Raw genomic sequence first — 15570 nt, forward strand, 5'->3', positions numbered from 1 at the left:
CGATGTTCCGCCGTACGTTCTGGTTCACCGCCGGCGCAGCCGCCGGGGTATGGGCCACCGCCAAGGTCAACCGGAAGATCAAGCAGCTGACCCCCGAGAGCCTCGCGGCGCAGGCCGCCGACAAGGCGGTCGTGGCCGGTCACCGGCTCAAGGACTTCGCGCTGGACGTCCGCGAGGGCATGGTCAGGCGCGAGGCCGAACTGGGCGAGGCGCTGGGTCTCGAAGCCCCGGTCGACCCCGAACTCCCCGTGCTGCCCCATGTCGCCGTCGAGCCGGCGCCGCCTCGCAGGCGCGGGGCGCCCGCCCGCAACCGCACGCTCCCCTACAACTCGTACAACTCGTACAACCGGAATGAGGACCACTGATGGAGTCGGCTGAAATTCGTCGCCGCTGGCTGAGCTTCTACGAGGAGCGCGGTCACACCGTCGTCCCTTCGGCGTCGCTCATCGCGGACGACCCGACTCTGCTGCTGGTCCCGGCGGGCATGGTGCCCTTCAAGCCGTACTTCCTCGGCGAGGTCAAGCCGCCCGCCCCGCGTGTCACCAGCGTGCAGAAGTGCGTCCGTACGCCGGACATCGAAGAGGTCGGCAAGACCACCCGGCACGGCACCTTCTTCCAGATGTGCGGGAACTTCTCCTTCGGTGACTACTTCAAGGAAGGCGCCATCGAGTACGCCTGGGAGCTGCTCACCGGCTCCGTGGCGGACGGCGGCTTCGGCCTCGACCCCGAGCGGCTGTGGATCACGGTCTACCTCGACGACGACGAGGCCGAGCAGATCTGGCGCGACAGGATCGGCGTCCCGGCCGAGCGCATCCAGCGCCTGGGCAAGAAGGACAACTTCTGGTCCATGGGCGTCCCCGGCCCCTGCGGTCCCTGTTCCGAGATCAACTACGACCGCGGCCCCGAGTTCGGCATCGAGGGCGGCCCGGCCGTCAACGACGAGCGGTACGTGGAGATCTGGAACCTGGTCTTCATGCAGTACGAGCGAGGCGCCGGCGACGGCAAGGAGGACTTCCCGATCCTCGGGGACCTGCCCTCCAAGAACATCGACACCGGCCTCGGCCTCGAACGCCTCGCGATGATCCTGCAGGGCGTGCAGAACATGTACGAGACCGACACCCTGCGCGTCGTCATGGACAAGGCCACCGAGCTGACCGGTGTGCGCTACGGCGCCGCCGAGGGCACGGACGTCTCGCTGCGCGTGGTCGCCGACCACATCCGCACCTCCGTCATGCTCATCGGAGACGGCGTCACCCCCGGCAACGAGGGCCGGGGCTATGTGCTGCGCCGCATCATGCGCCGCGCCATCCGGATGATGCGTCTGATGGGCGCCACCGGTTCCGTCGTCAACGAGCTGGTCGGCGTCGTGATCGAGACGATGGGGCTCCAGTACCCGGAGCTCATCACCGACCGCAAGCGCATCGAGACCGTCGCCCTCGCCGAGGAAGCCGCCTTCCTCAAGGCCCTCAAGGGCGGCACCAACATCCTCGAGACCGCCGTCACCGAGACCAAGGCCACCGGCGGCCGGGTCATCGCCGGCGACAAGGCGTTCCTGCTCCACGACACCTGGGGCTTCCCGATCGACCTCACCCTGGAGATGGCCGCCGAACAGGGCCTGTCCGTGGACGAGGACGGGTTCCGCCGCCTCATGCAGGAGCAGCGGGACAAGGCCAAGGCCGACGCCCGCGCCAAGAAGACCGGGCACGCCGACCTGTCCGCGTACCGGGAGGTCGCCGACAACTCCGGCGCCACCGAGTTCACCGGCTACACCATGACCGAGGGCGAGTCGACGATCGTCGGCCTCCTCGTCGACGGCGTTCCCTCGCCCGCCGCCTCCGAGGGCGACGAGGTCGAGGTCGTCCTGGACCGCACCCCGTTCTACGCCGAGGGCGGCGGCCAGCTCGCCGACACCGGGCGGATCCGGCTCGACACCGGCGCCGTGATCGAGGTCCGCGACGTCCAGAAGCCCGTTCCCGGCGTCCACGTCCACAAGGGCGTCGTCCAGGTCGGCGAGGTGACGGTCGGTGCCCCCGTCCTCGCCTCCATCGACAACACCCGCCGCCGGGCCATCGCCCGCGCCCACAGCGCCACCCACCTCACGCACCAGGCCCTGCGCGACGCACTGGGCCCGACGGCCGCCCAGGCCGGCTCGGAGAACTCCCCGGGCCGCTTCCGCTTCGACTTCGGTTCGCCCGCCGCCGTGCCCGGCACGGTCCTCACCGACGTCGAGCAGAAGATCAACACCGTGCTCTCCCGCGAGCTCGACGTCCAGGCCGAGGTCATGTCCATCGACGAGGCCAAGAAGCAGGGCGCCATCGCCGAGTTCGGCGAGAAGTACGGCGAGCGGGTCCGGGTCGTGACCATCGGGGACTTCTCCAAGGAGCTGTGCGGCGGCACGCACGTCCACAACACCGCCCAGCTCGGCCTGGTCAAGCTGCTCGGGGAGTCGTCCATCGGCTCCGGCGTGCGCCGCATCGAGGCCCTCGTCGGCGTCGACGCCTACAACTTCCTCGCCAGGGAGCACACGGTCGTCGCCCAGCTCCAGGAGCTGGTCAAGGGCCGTCCCGAGGAGCTCCCGGAGAAGATCGCCGGAATGCTCGGCAAGCTGAAGGACGCCGAGAAGGAGATCGAGAAGTTCCGCGCGGAGAAGGTCCTGGCGGCCGCCGCCGGACTGGTCGAGTCCGCCCAGGACGTCCGGGGCGTCGCCCTGGTCACGGGGCAGGTGCCGGACGGCACCACCGCCGACGACCTGCGCAAGCTCGTCCTCGACGTCCGTGGCCGCATCCAGGGCGGCCGCCCGGCCGTCGTGGCCCTGTTCACCACGGCCAACGGCCGCCCGCTGACCGTCATCGCCACCAACGAGGCCGCCCGCGAGCGCGGTCTCAAGGCCGGTGACCTGGTCCGCACCGCCGCCAAGACGCTCGGTGGCGGAGGCGGCGGCAAGCCGGACGTCGCCCAGGGCGGCGGCACCGACCCGAACGCCATCGGTGACGCCGTCGCCGCTGTCGAACGCCTCGTCACCGAGACGGCGTGACGCCGGACATGACGCAGATGCGCCGCGGCCGCCGGCTGGCGGTCGACGTCGGGGACGCCCGGATCGGGGTCGCCTCGTGCGACCCCGACGGGATCCTCGCCACGCCGGTGGAGACCGTGCCGGGACGCGATGTCCCGGCCGCCCACCGGCGGCTCGGCCAGATCGTGGCGGAGTACGAGCCGATCGAGGTCATCGTCGGGCTGCCCCGTTCACTCGGCGGGGGAGAGGGGCCGGCCGCCGCCAAGGTCCGCGCCTTCGCGGATGTGTTCGCCCGCGCGGTCGCACCCATTCCGGTGCGGCTGGTGGACGAGAGGATGACCACAGTGACGGCGAGTCAGGGCCTGCGCGCATCAGGCGTGAAGTCCAAAAAGGGCCGTTCCGTCATCGATCAGGCTGCCGCTGTGGTGATCCTCCAGAACGCTCTGGAGTCCGAACGGGTTTCGGGTAATCCTCCCGGTGAGGGCGTCGAAGTGGTTGTCTGATCGCGATACGGTAACGTTCCGCGCGATGCGGCGGTGTTCGAACAAACACCGCACAGCAAAGAGACGGAACGTCGTCTCGCGGCTCAAGGGGATCGATGACTGAGTATGGCCGGGGCCCCGGCTCCGAACCGTGGCATCCCGAGGACCCCTTGTACGGGGACCAGGGATGGGAGGGCCAGCAGCCTGCCCACGGCCAGGGCCAGTACGGCGGCCAGCAGCAGCCCTACCCGCAGGACCCGTACGCCGCCCAGCAGCAGCCGCACGACCCGTACGCGCAGCAGCACCAGCAGCCGCAGGGCACCTACGCGCAGCAGCAGGACCCGTACGCCGCCCAGCAGCAGCCGCACGACCCGTACGCGCAGCAGCACCAGCAGGTGCAGGATCCCTACGCGCAGCAGCAGCATCAGCAGGAGCACGACCCCTACGCGCAGCAGCAGTACCAGCAGCAGCCCCAGTACGGAACCCAGCAGGATCCGTACGGCCAGCAGCCTGCCTACAACGGCGGCTGGGACACCGGACAGCAGCCGGCCTCGATGCCGTACGAGGGGCAGCCCGCGGCCGGGTACGGCTACGGCGAGACGAACGACTACTACGGCACCCCTGATGCCTACCCGCCTCCGCAGCCTCCGGGCCGCCGCCAGGCCGTACCCGAGCAGGCACCCGAACAGACGCCTGCGCAGAACCCCGACTGGGACCCCGAGGTCCAGCCGGAGGAGACCCACCCCTTCTTCACGGGCGTGGACGACAGCGAGGGCAAGGACGACGACTACGACGACGACGATGACGCCCGCGACTCCCGTCGCGGGGGCGGGGACGAGCGCCGGGGCAAGGGCAAGAAGAAGAAGGGCCGCAGCGGCTGCGCCTGCCTGGTCATCTCTGTTGTCCTGGTCGGCGGCGTGGGCGGAGTGGGCTACTTCGGCTACTCGTACTACCAGGACAAGTTCGGCCCGGCGGAGGACTACGCGGGAAGCGGCTCGGGGACCGTCGAGATCGAGATTCCCAAGGGCTCGTACGGGTACGACATCGCCAACATCCTGAAGAAGCAGGGTGTGGTCAAGAGCGTCGACGCCTTCGTCTCCGCGCAGAGCGAGAACCCGAAGGGGAAGTCGATCCAGGCCGGCGTCTATCTCCTGCACGAGAAGATGTCCGCGGCCGAGGCCGTGAAGATGATGGTCGACCCGAAGAGCCAGAACCTGCTGGTGATTCCCGAGGGTTCCCGCAACGCCGCCGTCTACGCGGTGATCGACAAGAAGCTGAGCCTCAAGGAAGGCACGACCGAGGGCATCGCCAAGTCCAAGAAGTCGGACCTGGGCCTGCCCGGCTGGGCGAGCAAGAACAAGGACATCAAGGACCCGCTGGAAGGCTTCCTCTACCCGGCCGCATATCCGGTCACGAAGGAAACCAAGCCGGAGGCGATCCTGAAGAAGATGGTCGAGCGGTCCAACGACGAGTACGACAAGCTCGACCTCGAAGCGGCCGCCAAGAAGTACAAGCTGGACGGCCCGTGGCAGGTGCTCACCGTCGCCAGCCTGGTCCAGGCGGAGGGGCTCACGCACGACGACTTCCGCAAGATGGCCGAAGTCGTCTACAACCGCCTGAAGCCGGACAACACGGCAACGAATCGTAAACTCGAATTCGACTCCGCGTTCAATTACCTGAACAAGCAGAGCAAGATCAAGATCAAGCTGTCCGAGATCCGTACCAACTCGGATCCGTACAACACCTATTACCACGCCGGTCTGCCGCCGGGCCCCATCAGTAATCCCGGGGACGAGGCTCTGCGTGCGACGCTCAGTCCCACCAGTGACGGGTGGATGTTCTTTATCTCGCTCGACGGCAAGAAGACCGATTTCACGAAGACGGCCGCAGAGCACGCGAAACTCACAGAGAAATTCAATAAAATTCATGGCATCGACTGACGGGCGTCACCGGGCAGCCGTTCTCGGCTCGCCCATCGCCCACTCGCTCTCCCCGGTGCTGCACCGGGCCGCCTACGCCGCACTCGGACTCGACGACTGGTCCTACGACCGCTTCGAGATCGACGAAGCCGCGCTGCCCGGGTTCATCGAGGGGCTGGACTCCTCCTGGGCCGGGCTCTCGCTGACCATGCCGCTCAAGCGGGCGATTCTTCCGCTGCTGGACTCCGTCAGTGAGACCGCCGCCTCTGTCGAGGCCGTGAACACGGTTGTCTTCACCGAGGACGGACGGCGCACCGGCGACAACACCGATATCCCCGGCATGATCGCCGCCCTGCGTGAACGGGGCGTCGAGAAGACCGAGTCCGCAGCCGTCCTCGGCGCCGGGGCCACCGCCTCCTCCGCCCTCGCCGCCCTCTCCGAGATCTGCGCGGGACCGGTCACGGCCTACGTCCGCAGCCGGGAACGCGGTGACGAGATGCGCGGCTGGGGCGAACGGCTCGGCGTCGACGTACGGATCGCGGACTGGGCGGAGGCCGAGCAGGGGCTGCGGGCCCCGCTGGTCATCGCGACCACCCCGGCCGGTGCCACGGACGCGCTGGCGGCGGCGGTGCCGGAGGCTCCGGGCACGCTCTTCGACGTGCTGTACGAGCCCTGGCCCACCGGACTCGCAGCCGCCTGGGCGGCCCGCGAGGGTGCAGTCATCGGAGGTCTCGACCTCCTGGTGCACCAGGCGGTCCTCCAGGTCGAGCAGATGACGGGCCGTGCGCCCGTGCCTCCCGCCGCCATGCGGCAGGCCGGCGAGCAGGCGCTGGCCGCCCGCTGACCTTGCCCGCGGCGGTTTGATCCGTCCGTCTGCTGGACCGGAGGCGGGACGGCGGTCCCGTCCGTGGGAGGATCGGGGGCGGCGGGCCAGGGCCGCGCACCCGGTCGCGCCGTTGGATTTCAGGCGCGAGCATGAGGAGCACCGTTGAGCAGGTTGCGCTGGCTGACCGCGGGGGAGTCGCACGGCCCCGCACTGGTGGCGACGCTGGAGGGTCTTCCCGCCGGTGTCCCGGTCACCACGGAGATGGTGGCGGACGCGCTCGCCCGGCGGCGGCTCGGTTACGGCCGCGGCGCCCGGATGAAGTTCGAGCAGGACGAGGTCACCTTCCTCGGCGGCGTACGGCACGGGCTGACCATGGGTTCGCCGGTCGCCGTGATGGTGGGCAACACCGAGTGGCCCAAGTGGGAGCAGGTCATGTCGGCCGACCCGGTCGACCCCGACGTGCTGGCCGCGCAGGCCCGCAACGCCCCGCTGACCCGCCCCCGGCCCGGCCACGCCGACCTCGCCGGTATGCAGAAGTACGGCTTCGACGAGGCCCGGCCGATCCTGGAGCGCGCCAGCGCCCGGGAGACCGCGGCCCGTGTCGCCCTCGGCGCCGTCGCCCGGTCGTACCTCAAGGAGACCGCCGGCATCGAGATCGTCAGCCATGTCGTGGAGCTGGCCGCGGCCAAGGCGCCGTACGGGGTCTACCCCGTCCCCGCCGACGTGGACAGGCTCGACGCCGACCCGGTGCGCTGCCTCGACGCCGACGCGAGCAAGCAGATGGTCGCCGAGATCGACCAGGCCCACAAGGACGGCGACACCCTCGGCGGTGTGGTCGAGGTGCTGGCGTACGGGGTGCCGGTCGGCCTCGGTTCGCACGTCCACTGGGACCGGCGGCTCGACGCCCGCCTCGCCGCCGCGCTCATGGGCATCCAGGCCATCAAGGGCGTCGAGGTCGGCGACGGCTTCGACCTGGCCCGGGTGCCGGGATCGCAGGCGCACGACGAGATCCTGGCGACCGAGGACGGCATCAAGCGCGCCTCCGGCCGCTCCGGCGGCACCGAGGGCGGTCTCACCACCGGCGAGCTGCTGCGCGTGCGCGCCGCGATGAAGCCCATCGCGACCGTGCCGCGCGCACTGGCCACCATCGACGTGGTGACCGGTGAGGCCGCCAAGGCACACCACCAGCGCTCCGATGTCTGTGCGGTCCCGGCCGCCGGGATCGTCGCGGAGGCGATGGTCGCGCTGGTGCTCGCCGACGCGGTCGCGGAGAAGTTCGGCGGCGACAGCGTCCCCGAGACCCACCGCAACGTGCAGTCGTACCTCGACAACCTGCAGATCCGATGAGCGCCCCGCTGATCGTCCTGGTCGGCCCGATGGGCGTCGGCAAGTCCACCGTGGGCGAGTTGCTCGCCGGTCGGCTCGGCACCACCTACCGGGACACCGACGCGGATGTCGTCGCCACGGCCGGGAAGCCGATCGCGGAGATCTTCTACGACGAGGGCGAGGAGCGGTTCCGCGAGCTGGAGCGCGCGGCCGTGCGCGACGCGGTCGCCGAGCACACGGGCGTGCTCTCGCTCGGCGGCGGCGCCGTCCTCGACGAGACGACGCGGACCCTGCTGGCCGGCCACGCGGTCGTCTACCTCTCGATGGACGTCGACGAGGCGGTCAAGCGGGTCGGGCTGAACACCGCGCGCCCGCTGCTCGCCGTCAATCCGCGCCGGCAGTGGCGCGAACTCATGGAGGCCCGGCGCCACCTCTACACGGACGTGGCCCGCGCGGTCGTCGCGACCGACGAGCGCACACCGCAAGAGGTCGCCCAGGCGGTCCTCGAAGCACTGGAACTGCCGGACGCGCCGTCGTCCGGCCGGGAGAACGCAACGATGACCGACCAGGGACCCACTCGCATCCAGATCGCCGGCAGCGCGGGCACCGACCCGTACGAGGTGGTGATCGGCCGGCAGCTGCTGGGCGAGCTGCCTTCGTTCATCGGCGACCGCGTCAAGCGCGTCGCGGTCCTGCACCCCGAGGCACTCGCGGAGACCGGCGAGGCCGTCCGCCAGGACCTCGCGGACCAGGGCTACGAGGCCATCGCGATCCAGCTGCCGAACGCCGAGGAGGCCAAGACCGTCGAGGTCGCGGCCTACTGCTGGAAGGCGCTCGGCCAGACCGGCTTCACCCGCACGGACGTCATCGTCGGCGTGGGCGGCGGCGCCACCACGGACGTCGCCGGGTTCGTCGCGGCGACCTGGCTGCGCGGAGTGCGCTGGATCGCCGTCCCCACCACCGTGCTCGCCATGGTGGACGCGGCCGTCGGCGGCAAGACCGGCATCAACACCGCCGAGGGCAAGAACCTCGTCGGCGCCTTCCACCCGCCCGCCGGGGTGCTCTGCGACCTCGCCGCCCTCGACTCGCTGCCGGTCAACGACTACGTCAGCGGCATGGCCGAGATCATCAAGGCCGGCTTCATCGCGGACCCGGTGATCCTCGACCTCGTCGAGGCGGACCCGCAAGGCGCCCGCTCGCCGGCCGGACCGCACACCGCCGAGCTCATCGAGCGGGCCATCCGGGTCAAGGCCGAGGTCGTCTCCAGCGACCTCAAGGAGTCCGGGCTGCGCGAGATCCTCAACTACGGCCACACCCTGGCGCACGCGATCGAGAAGAACGAGCGCTACAAGTGGCGGCACGGGGCGGCCGTCTCGGTCGGCATGGTCTTCGCCGCCGAACTGGGCCGGCTCGCCGGACGGCTGGACGACGCGACCGCCGACCGGCACCGCGCCGTCCTGGAGTCCGTCGGACTGCCGCTCACCTACCGAGGCGACCAGTGGCCCAAGCTGCTGGAGAACATGAAGGTCGACAAGAAGTCCCGCGGCGACCTGCTGCGCTTCATCGTCCTGGACGGCCTGGGCAAGCCCACCGTCCTGGAGGGCCCCGACCCGGCCGTCCTGCTCGCCGCCTACGGGGAGGTGTCGGCGTGACCCGACGGGTCCTCGTCCTCAACGGGCCCAACCTCGGCCGGCTCGGCTCCCGCGAGCCCGATGTCTACGGCGCCACCTCGTACGCCGGACTCGTCGAGGCCTGCCGCACGCTCGGCAAGGAGCTCGGCTTCGACGTCGACGTCCGGGAGACCAACGACGAGGGGGAGCTGATCCGCTGGCTGCACGAGGCCGCGGACGGTTCGATTCCGGTCGTTCTCAACCCCGGCGCGTTCACGCACTACTCGTACGGGATGCGGGACGCGGCGGCCCAGCGCACCGCCCCGCTGATCGAGGTGCACATCTCGAACCCGTACGCGCGGGAGGAATTCCGCCACAACTCCGTGGTCGCGCCCGTCGCCACCGGGACCGTGGCGGGATTCGGCATCGGCTCCTACCGGCTCGCGCTGCGGGCACTGGCGGACGAGCCGACGGACTGACGGACCGTCGCACCGGAGCCCCGACTCGGCCGTCGGGGCACTTCGCGCCGCCCCCGGCCGTTCCCTGTGTGGCGGCCGGGGAAGGTACGGTTGCCGTTCCACCAGCGCCAGTTGCCTGTACGAGACGGAGTGCCACCGGATGCAGCACGCAGTGGGGGCACCGCTGCCGCCGCCCCACGGACCCGGAACCGGGCCTGTCGGATGGTCGCAGCAGGCCCAGCACCCCGGCCATCCCGGACCGCCGGTCCCGCCCCCGGCCGGTCCGCCCGGCCCGCCCCCCTCGGGCCGTCCCGTCCCGCCGCCCCCGGCCGGACGCCCCGCCGGGCCACCCCGGCCCCCGGCCGCCCAGCAGGCGCAGGGCCAGGGCTGGAGCGGGCCCGCACCGCACCAGGCACCGGCGCCGGTCTCCCGGGAGAGCACCGGGCACATCCAGCTGCCGCCCGGCGGGCCCGTACCGCTGCCCGCGCCGCCCGCCGAGCCCGGCACCGGCACCGCGACCCTCGCCGTGCTCCTGATCGGACCCGCGGGCGCCGGGAAGACCACCGTGGCCAAGCTCTGGGCGAGCCGCCGCCGGGTCCCCACCGCCCACGTCAGCCTCGACGACGTCCGGGAGTGGGTCTGCTCCGGCTTCGCGGACCCGCAGGCGGGGTGGAACGACCAGTCGGAGGCCCAGTACCGGCTGGCCCGCCGCACCTGCGGCTTCTCCGCCCGCAACTTCCTGGCCAACGGCATCTCCTGCATCCTCGACGACGCGGTCTTCCCGGACCGCCCCGTGGTCGGCCTCGGCGGCTGGAAGCGGCACGTGGGCCCCGGGCTGCTGCCCGTCGTCCTGCTGCCCGGCCTGGAGGTCGTCCTGGAGCGCAACGCCGCCCGCAGCGGCAACCGCCGGCTCTCGGACGAGGAGGTCGCCCGGATCCACGGCCGGATGGCCGGCTGGTACGGCTCCGGGCTGCCGATCATCGACAACTCCACGTACGACGTGGAGACCACCGCCCGCGTCCTGGACGACATACTCGCCCGCTCCATAGCCAGCCCCCCGGCCTGGTAGCTCCCGGCCTGGTAGCTCCCGGCCTGGTAGCTCCCTGCCCGGTGGCCGCCCTGCCCGGTGGCCGCCCCGCGGCCACGCAGCCCGCCCCGCACCCCGGTCGGGTGCGCTGACCGCGCGGGCCCGTGGCAGCGCTCGTACGCTCGATGCATGTCAGAGGTGTACGCCGTCCGACGCGGGCTGCTCCGCGACCGGTGCGCCGCCGTCGGATCCGCGGCCGCCCTGGTCTCCCGCCCCGCCAATGTCCGCTATCTGGCAGGGGGAGCGCCGCCGGGCGCCGTGCTGCTGCTCGGCCCCGACGAGGACGTTCTGCTCTGCCCGCGACCGCCGACCGGTGATCCGGCCGACGGACGTACCGACGAACAGCTCCGGCTGGACCTGCTGTCGCGCACCGGTGGCGATCCGGTGGTCGCCGCCGCGGATCTGGCTGCCTCCCGGGGCGCCGAGTCGCTGGCCGTCGAGGAACACGATCTGACCGTCGCCCGGCACCGTGCCATGGGCGCGGTCGCCCCGAAGCTCCGGCTGGCCGACCTGGGGGTCACCGTCGAGCAGCTGCGCATCGTCAAGGACGAGGAGGAGATCGGCTGCCTGCGGATCGCCGCCGAGATCACCGACCAGGCGCTCGGTGAACTCCTCGAATCGATCCTGGTCGGCCGCACCGAACGCCATCTGGCGCTGGAGCTGGAGCGCCGGCTGGTGGACCACGGCGCCGACGGCCCGGCCTTCGCCACCTCCGTCGCGACCGGTCCCAACTCCGGCCGGGGCCGTCACCGGCCCTCGGACCGGAGGGTGGAGGAAGGAGATTTCCTCTCCGTCTGCCTCGGTGCGAACTACCGCGGCTACCGGTGCGAGATCGGCCGTACCTTCGTCATCGGCACCGCTCCGGCCGACTGGCAGATCGACCTCTACGACCTGGTTTTCGCCGCTCAGAGGGCTGGACGGGAGGCACTTGTGCCCGGCGCCGCCTACCGCGACGTGGACCGCGCGGCCCGCCACCTCCTGGACTCGGCGGGCCACGGTGAGGGCCTTCCGACCAGGACCGGGCACGGGGTGGGGCTCGAAATCGACGAGGACCCGCAACTGGCACCTGCGGCCATGGGTAAACTGGACGCTTGCGTGCCGGTCACCGTCGAACCGGGGGTCCACCTCCCGGGCCGGGGCGGGGTCCGGATCGATGACACGCTCGTCGTGCGCCCCGAGGCGGACGGCGGACCCGAGCTACTCACCATTACGACCAAGGAGCTGCTCGCGCTCTAGCGCGCATCCTCGGTCGTTCCACCAGCTTCAGTCCAGGAGATTCCGCAACCGTGGCTTCCACGAACGACCTCAAGAACGGCCTGGTGCTCAAGCTCGACGGAGGCCAGCTCTGGTCCGTCGTCGAGTTCCAGCACGTCAAGCCCGGCAAGGGCCCCGCCTTCGTGCGCACCAAGCTCAAGAACGTGCTCTCCGGCAAGGTCGTCGACAAGACGTTCAACGCCGGTGTGAAGGTCGAAACGGCCACCATTGACCGACGCGACATGCAGTTCTCGTACATGGACGGCGAGTACTTCGTCTTCATGGACATGGACACGTACGACCAGCTGATGGTCGACCGCAAGTCCGTCGGCGACGCCGCCAACTTCCTGATCGAGGGCTTCACCGCCTCCGTCGCGCAGCACGAGGGCGAGGTGCTCTACGTCGAGCTGCCGGCCGCCGTCGAGCTCGTCATCCAGCACACGGACCCGGGCGTCCAGGGCGACCGTTCCACCGGTGGCACCAAGCCCGCCACGCTGGAGACCGGCTACGAGATCGGTGTCCCGCTCTTCATCACGACGGGCGAGAAGATCAAGGTCGACACCCGCTCGGGCGATTACCTCGGCCGGGTGAACAGCTAACCGTGGCTGCCCGGAACACGGCCCGCAAGCGTGCCTTCCAGATCCTCTTCGAGGCCGACCAGCGCGGTGAGTCCGTGCAGACGGTCCTCGCGGACTGGGTGCGGCACTCGCGGTCCGACACCCGTCAGCCGCCGGTCACCGAGTACACGATGGAGCTCGTCGAGGGGTACGCGCAGTACGCGGACCGGATCGACGACCTCATCGTCACCTATGCCGTGGACTGGGAGATCGACCGGATGCCGGTCGTCGACCGGAACATCCTGCGGCTCGGTGCGTACGAGCTGATCTGGGTGGACGCGACACCGGACGCGGTGGTGATCGACGAGGCGGTGCAGATCGCCAAGGAGTTCTCCACCGACGACTCCCCGTCCTTCGTGAACGGCCTGCTGGCCCGCTTCAAGGACCTCAAGCCGAACCTCCGCCGGGAGCAGTAGCCACCGGCGGCGCTCAGCCGACGAAGGGCCCACGGTCAGCAGACCGGGGGCCCTTCGTCGTACTGCGGTCCGTCCGCGGGGAACGGGCCGCCGGAAACAGGAACGCCGGAGCGGCGGGGCATCCGGGAAAGGACCCCGCCGATCCGGCGGTACGTTTCTGCTGGGGGCGCTCAGCCCTCGTCGTGGGCGACGGCGCGACGCGCGTCCGCGTCCAGCACACCCCAGCTGATCAGCTGTTCCGTGAGCACGGACGGGGACTGGTCGTAGATCACGGCGAGCGTGCGCAGGTCGTCCTGGCGGATCGAGAGGACCTTGCCGTTGTAGTCACCGCGCTGGCTCTGGATCGTCGCCGCGTAGCGCTGCAGCGGTCCGGCCTTCTCCGGCGGGACGTGGGCGAGGCGCTCCAGGTCCAGGACGAGCTTCGGCGGCGGCTCGGCGGCGCCACCGGGCGTCGTACCGGGCAGGAGCTCCTGCACGGGGACCCCGTAGAAGTCGGCCAGCTCCGCGAGGCGCTGCACGGTCACGGCACGGTCACCGCGCTCGTACGAGCCCACTACGACGGCCTTCCAGCGGCCCTGGGACTTCTCCTCGACGCCATGGAGGGAGAGGCCCTGCTGGGTGCGGATGGCACGGAGCTTGGCCCCGAGCTGCTTTGCGTATTCGCTGGACATAAGGCTCCCGGGACGCTGGAACATTTCGCGGCTCCGCCGCGTGGCTGGTAACTCACTGTGAGGTTACGCAGCGTTACTTGGGTGCGTCAAGCTGAAAGGGTCGGTGCCGGTACCTCCCGGGGGTGCGACGAGGGCCCTGCACAAGCCCTGGTAACGTGGATGACGCAATTTCGACGTCCTTTAAGATCCGTCCGGTGAGGCGGAGAAGGAGGTCCGTTTCTTATGGACGCACAGCACGACGCCACCGGCAATGCGGCACGCCCCGTTCTCGAGGCTCCCGACATCGCCCGAGTACTGACCCGTATCGCCCACGAGATCGTCGAACGCGCCAAGGGCGCCGACGACGTGGTGCTTCTCGGCATCCCGACCCGGGGCGTCTATCTCGCCCGCCGGCTCGCCGACAAGCTCGAAGAGATCACCGGCCGGAAGATGCCGGTCGGCTCCCTCGACATCACGATGTACCGCGACGACCTGCGGATGCACCCGGCACGGGCCCTGGCCCGCACCGAGATCCCCGGCGAGGGCATCGAGGGCCGCCTGGTCGTCCTCGTCGACGACGTCCTCTTCTCCGGCCGCACGATCCGCGCCGCGCTCGACGCGCTCGGCGACATCGGCCGGCCCCGCGCGGTGCAGCTCGCGGTCCTCGTCGACCGAGGACACCGCGAACTCCCGATCCGCGCCGACTACGTCGGCAAGAACCTCCCCACGTCGCTGCGGGAGACGGTCAAGGTCCAGCTCGACGAGGAGGACGGCCGCGACGCCGTGCTGCTCGGTGCCGGGCGGACCGCCCCGGCGGGCGAGCAGTAACCGCACATCACGTACGGCCCGCCCGCTGTACGGCGGCTTCCGCACGCCCGCACGCCTGAACCCTCCAGCCACCCGGAGAACACCCAGATGAAGCGTCACCTCATCTCGGCCGCCGACCTCACCCGCGACGACGCCGTCCTGATCCTCGACACCGCCGAGGAGATGGCCAGGGTTGCGGACCGGCCGATCAAGAAGCTCCCCACCCTGCGCGGCCGGACCGTCGTCAACCTCTTCTTCGAGGACTCGACGCGCACCCGCATCTCCTTCGAGGCGGCCGCCAAGCGGCTGTCCGCCGATGTCATCAACTTCTCCGCCAAGGGCTCGTCCGTCTCCAAGGGCGAGTCCCTCAAGGACACCGCCCTGACCCTGGAGGCGATGGGCGCCGACGCCGTCGTCATCCGGCACGGCGCCTCCGGCGCCCCCTACCGGCTGGCCACCTCCGGCTGGATCGACGGCGCGGTCGTCAACGCCGGCGACGGCACCCACGAGCACCCCACCCAGGCCCTGCTGGACGCCTTCACGATGCGCCGCAGGCTGGTCGGGGCCGACGCCGGACTCGGCAAGGACCTCGACGGACGCCGGATCACGATCGTCGGCGACATCCTGCACAGCCGGGTCGCCCGCTCCAACGTCCACCTGCTGACCACCCTCGGCGCCCACGTCACCCTGGTAGCCCCGCCCACCCTGGTCCCGGTCGGCGTCGAGCACTGGCCCTGCGACGTCAGCTACAGCCTCGACAAGGTGCTGCCCGAGTCGGACGCGGTGATGATGCTGCGTGTGCAGCGTGAGCGGATGAACGCCGCGTACTTCCCGACCGAGCGCGAGTACTCCCGCCGCTACGGCCTGGACGGCGAGCGGATGGCGAGGATGCCCGGGGACGCCATCGTCATGCACCCCGGCCCGATGGTCCGGGGCATGGAGATCACCGCCGAGGTCGCCGACTCCGACCGCTGCACCGTCGTCGAGCAGGTCGCCAACGGGGTCTCCATCCGGATGGCCGTGCTCTACCTGCTGCTGGGCGGCTCCGGACCCGCCGCCCCGCCCACCCCGTCGCCCGCCGCCCGTACCGAGGAGAACAAGTAAC

General features: G+C 70.7%; 15 protein-coding genes. 14 read left to right on the top strand and 1 reads right to left on the bottom strand.

Going from position 1 to position 15570, the window contains the following annotated elements; all coding sequences use genetic code 11:
- Positions 1-2: 2 nt before the first annotated feature.
- From EDD93_RS28220 to nusB, 12 genes are all read left to right on the top strand, one after another.
- A complete protein-coding gene (locus tag EDD93_RS28220) occupies positions 3-365 on the top strand; it encodes a DUF6167 family protein (protein WP_123528316.1) in 363 nt (120 codons plus the stop codon).
- A complete protein-coding gene (gene alaS, locus EDD93_RS28225) occupies positions 365-3034 on the top strand; it encodes an alanine--tRNA ligase (protein ID WP_123528317.1) in 2670 nt (889 codons plus the stop codon). The genes EDD93_RS28220 and alaS overlap by 1 nt, the downstream gene beginning before the upstream one ends.
- Before the next feature lie 8 nt (positions 3035-3042).
- The gene (gene ruvX / locus EDD93_RS28230; protein WP_185092551.1) at positions 3043-3516 is read left to right on the top strand and encodes a Holliday junction resolvase RuvX; all 474 of its coding nucleotides are present in this window, start codon (positions 3043-3045) and stop codon (positions 3514-3516) included.
- A 95-nt stretch (positions 3517-3611) separates the two neighbouring features.
- Positions 3612-5435: an endolytic transglycosylase MltG gene (gene mltG, locus EDD93_RS28235; RefSeq protein WP_123528319.1), complete on the top strand. Its 1824-nt coding sequence runs from the start codon at positions 3612-3614 to the stop codon at positions 5433-5435.
- Positions 5422-6258: a shikimate dehydrogenase gene (locus EDD93_RS28240; RefSeq protein ID WP_123528320.1), complete on the top strand. Its 837-nt coding sequence runs from the start codon at positions 5422-5424 to the stop codon at positions 6256-6258. The genes mltG and EDD93_RS28240 overlap by 14 nt, the downstream gene beginning before the upstream one ends.
- Before the next feature lie 144 nt (positions 6259-6402).
- Entirely contained in the window at positions 6403-7587 is a 1185-nt protein-coding gene (gene aroC / locus EDD93_RS28245; protein WP_123528321.1) for a chorismate synthase, read from the top strand.
- Positions 7584-9218 (top strand): 3-dehydroquinate synthase, encoded by a 1635-nt coding sequence (gene aroB / locus EDD93_RS28250; RefSeq protein ID WP_123528322.1) that lies wholly within the window; start codon positions 7584-7586, stop codon positions 9216-9218. The genes aroC and aroB overlap by 4 nt, the downstream gene beginning before the upstream one ends.
- A complete protein-coding gene (gene aroQ, locus EDD93_RS28255) occupies positions 9215-9655 on the top strand; it encodes a type II 3-dehydroquinate dehydratase (RefSeq protein WP_123528323.1) in 441 nt (146 codons plus the stop codon). The genes aroB and aroQ overlap by 4 nt, the downstream gene beginning before the upstream one ends.
- A gap of 139 nt (positions 9656-9794) precedes the next feature.
- Positions 9795-10703, top strand: coding sequence for a Pro-rich N-terminal domain-containing protein (locus tag EDD93_RS28260; RefSeq protein WP_123528324.1), 909 nt, complete (start codon positions 9795-9797; stop codon positions 10701-10703).
- 147 nt (positions 10704-10850) lie between these two features.
- Positions 10851-11957, top strand: a complete 1107-nt coding sequence (locus EDD93_RS28265; RefSeq protein WP_123528325.1) for an aminopeptidase P family protein — start codon at positions 10851-10853, stop codon at positions 11955-11957.
- A gap of 50 nt (positions 11958-12007) precedes the next feature.
- On the top strand, positions 12008-12574 hold the full coding sequence (gene efp, locus EDD93_RS28270) for an elongation factor P (RefSeq protein WP_024490947.1): 567 nt from the start codon (positions 12008-12010) through the stop codon (positions 12572-12574).
- 2 nt (positions 12575-12576) lie between these two features.
- Positions 12577-13008: a transcription antitermination factor NusB gene (gene nusB, locus EDD93_RS28275; RefSeq protein WP_024490948.1), complete on the top strand. Its 432-nt coding sequence runs from the start codon at positions 12577-12579 to the stop codon at positions 13006-13008.
- A gap of 170 nt (positions 13009-13178) precedes the next feature.
- On the opposite strand, the gene bldD is transcribed toward nusB, so the two are convergent.
- The gene (gene bldD, locus EDD93_RS28280) at positions 13179-13679 is read right to left on the bottom strand and encodes a transcriptional regulator BldD (RefSeq protein WP_014157378.1); all 501 of its coding nucleotides are present in this window, start codon (positions 13677-13679) and stop codon (positions 13179-13181) included.
- Between the two features lie 222 nt (positions 13680-13901).
- Between bldD and pyrR the strand changes: the two genes are divergently transcribed.
- A complete protein-coding gene (gene pyrR, locus EDD93_RS28285; RefSeq protein WP_024490949.1) occupies positions 13902-14486 on the top strand; it encodes a bifunctional pyr operon transcriptional regulator/uracil phosphoribosyltransferase PyrR in 585 nt (194 codons plus the stop codon).
- Between the two features lie 87 nt (positions 14487-14573).
- Entirely contained in the window at positions 14574-15569 is a 996-nt protein-coding gene (locus EDD93_RS28290; protein WP_123528326.1) for an aspartate carbamoyltransferase catalytic subunit, read from the top strand.
- Position 15570: the final 1 nt, after the last annotated feature.

The organism is Streptomyces sp. 840.1, assembly GCF_003751445.1.
Classification (GTDB): Bacteria; Actinomycetota; Actinomycetes; order Streptomycetales; family Streptomycetaceae; genus Streptomyces.

Excerpts from the sequence above, each read along its gene's own strand:
- EDD93_RS28220 (WP_123528316.1), top strand. The coding sequence starts at position 3 with ATGTTCCGCCGTACGTTCTGGTTCACCGCCGGCGCAGCCGCCGGGGTA.
- alaS (WP_123528317.1), top strand. The coding sequence starts at position 365 with ATGGAGTCGGCTGAAATTCGTCGCCGCTGGCTGAGCTTCTACGAGGAG.
- ruvX (WP_185092551.1), top strand. The coding sequence starts at position 3,043 with ATGACGCAGATGCGCCGCGGCCGCCGGCTGGCGGTCGACGTCGGGGAC.
- mltG (WP_123528319.1), top strand. The coding sequence starts at position 3,612 with ATGACTGAGTATGGCCGGGGCCCCGGCTCCGAACCGTGGCATCCCGAG.
- EDD93_RS28240 (WP_123528320.1), top strand. The coding sequence starts at position 5,422 with ATGGCATCGACTGACGGGCGTCACCGGGCAGCCGTTCTCGGCTCGCCC.
- aroB (WP_123528322.1), top strand. The coding sequence starts at position 7,584 with ATGAGCGCCCCGCTGATCGTCCTGGTCGGCCCGATGGGCGTCGGCAAG.
- EDD93_RS28260 (WP_123528324.1), top strand. The coding sequence starts at position 9,795 with ATGCAGCACGCAGTGGGGGCACCGCTGCCGCCGCCCCACGGACCCGGA.
- EDD93_RS28265 (WP_123528325.1), top strand. The coding sequence starts at position 10,851 with ATGTCAGAGGTGTACGCCGTCCGACGCGGGCTGCTCCGCGACCGGTGC.
- bldD (WP_014157378.1), bottom strand. The coding sequence starts at position 13,679 with ATGTCCAGCGAATACGCAAAGCAGCTCGGGGCCAAGCTCCGTGCCATC.
- pyrR (WP_024490949.1), top strand. The coding sequence starts at position 13,902 with ATGGACGCACAGCACGACGCCACCGGCAATGCGGCACGCCCCGTTCTC.
- EDD93_RS28290 (WP_123528326.1), top strand. The coding sequence starts at position 14,574 with ATGAAGCGTCACCTCATCTCGGCCGCCGACCTCACCCGCGACGACGCC.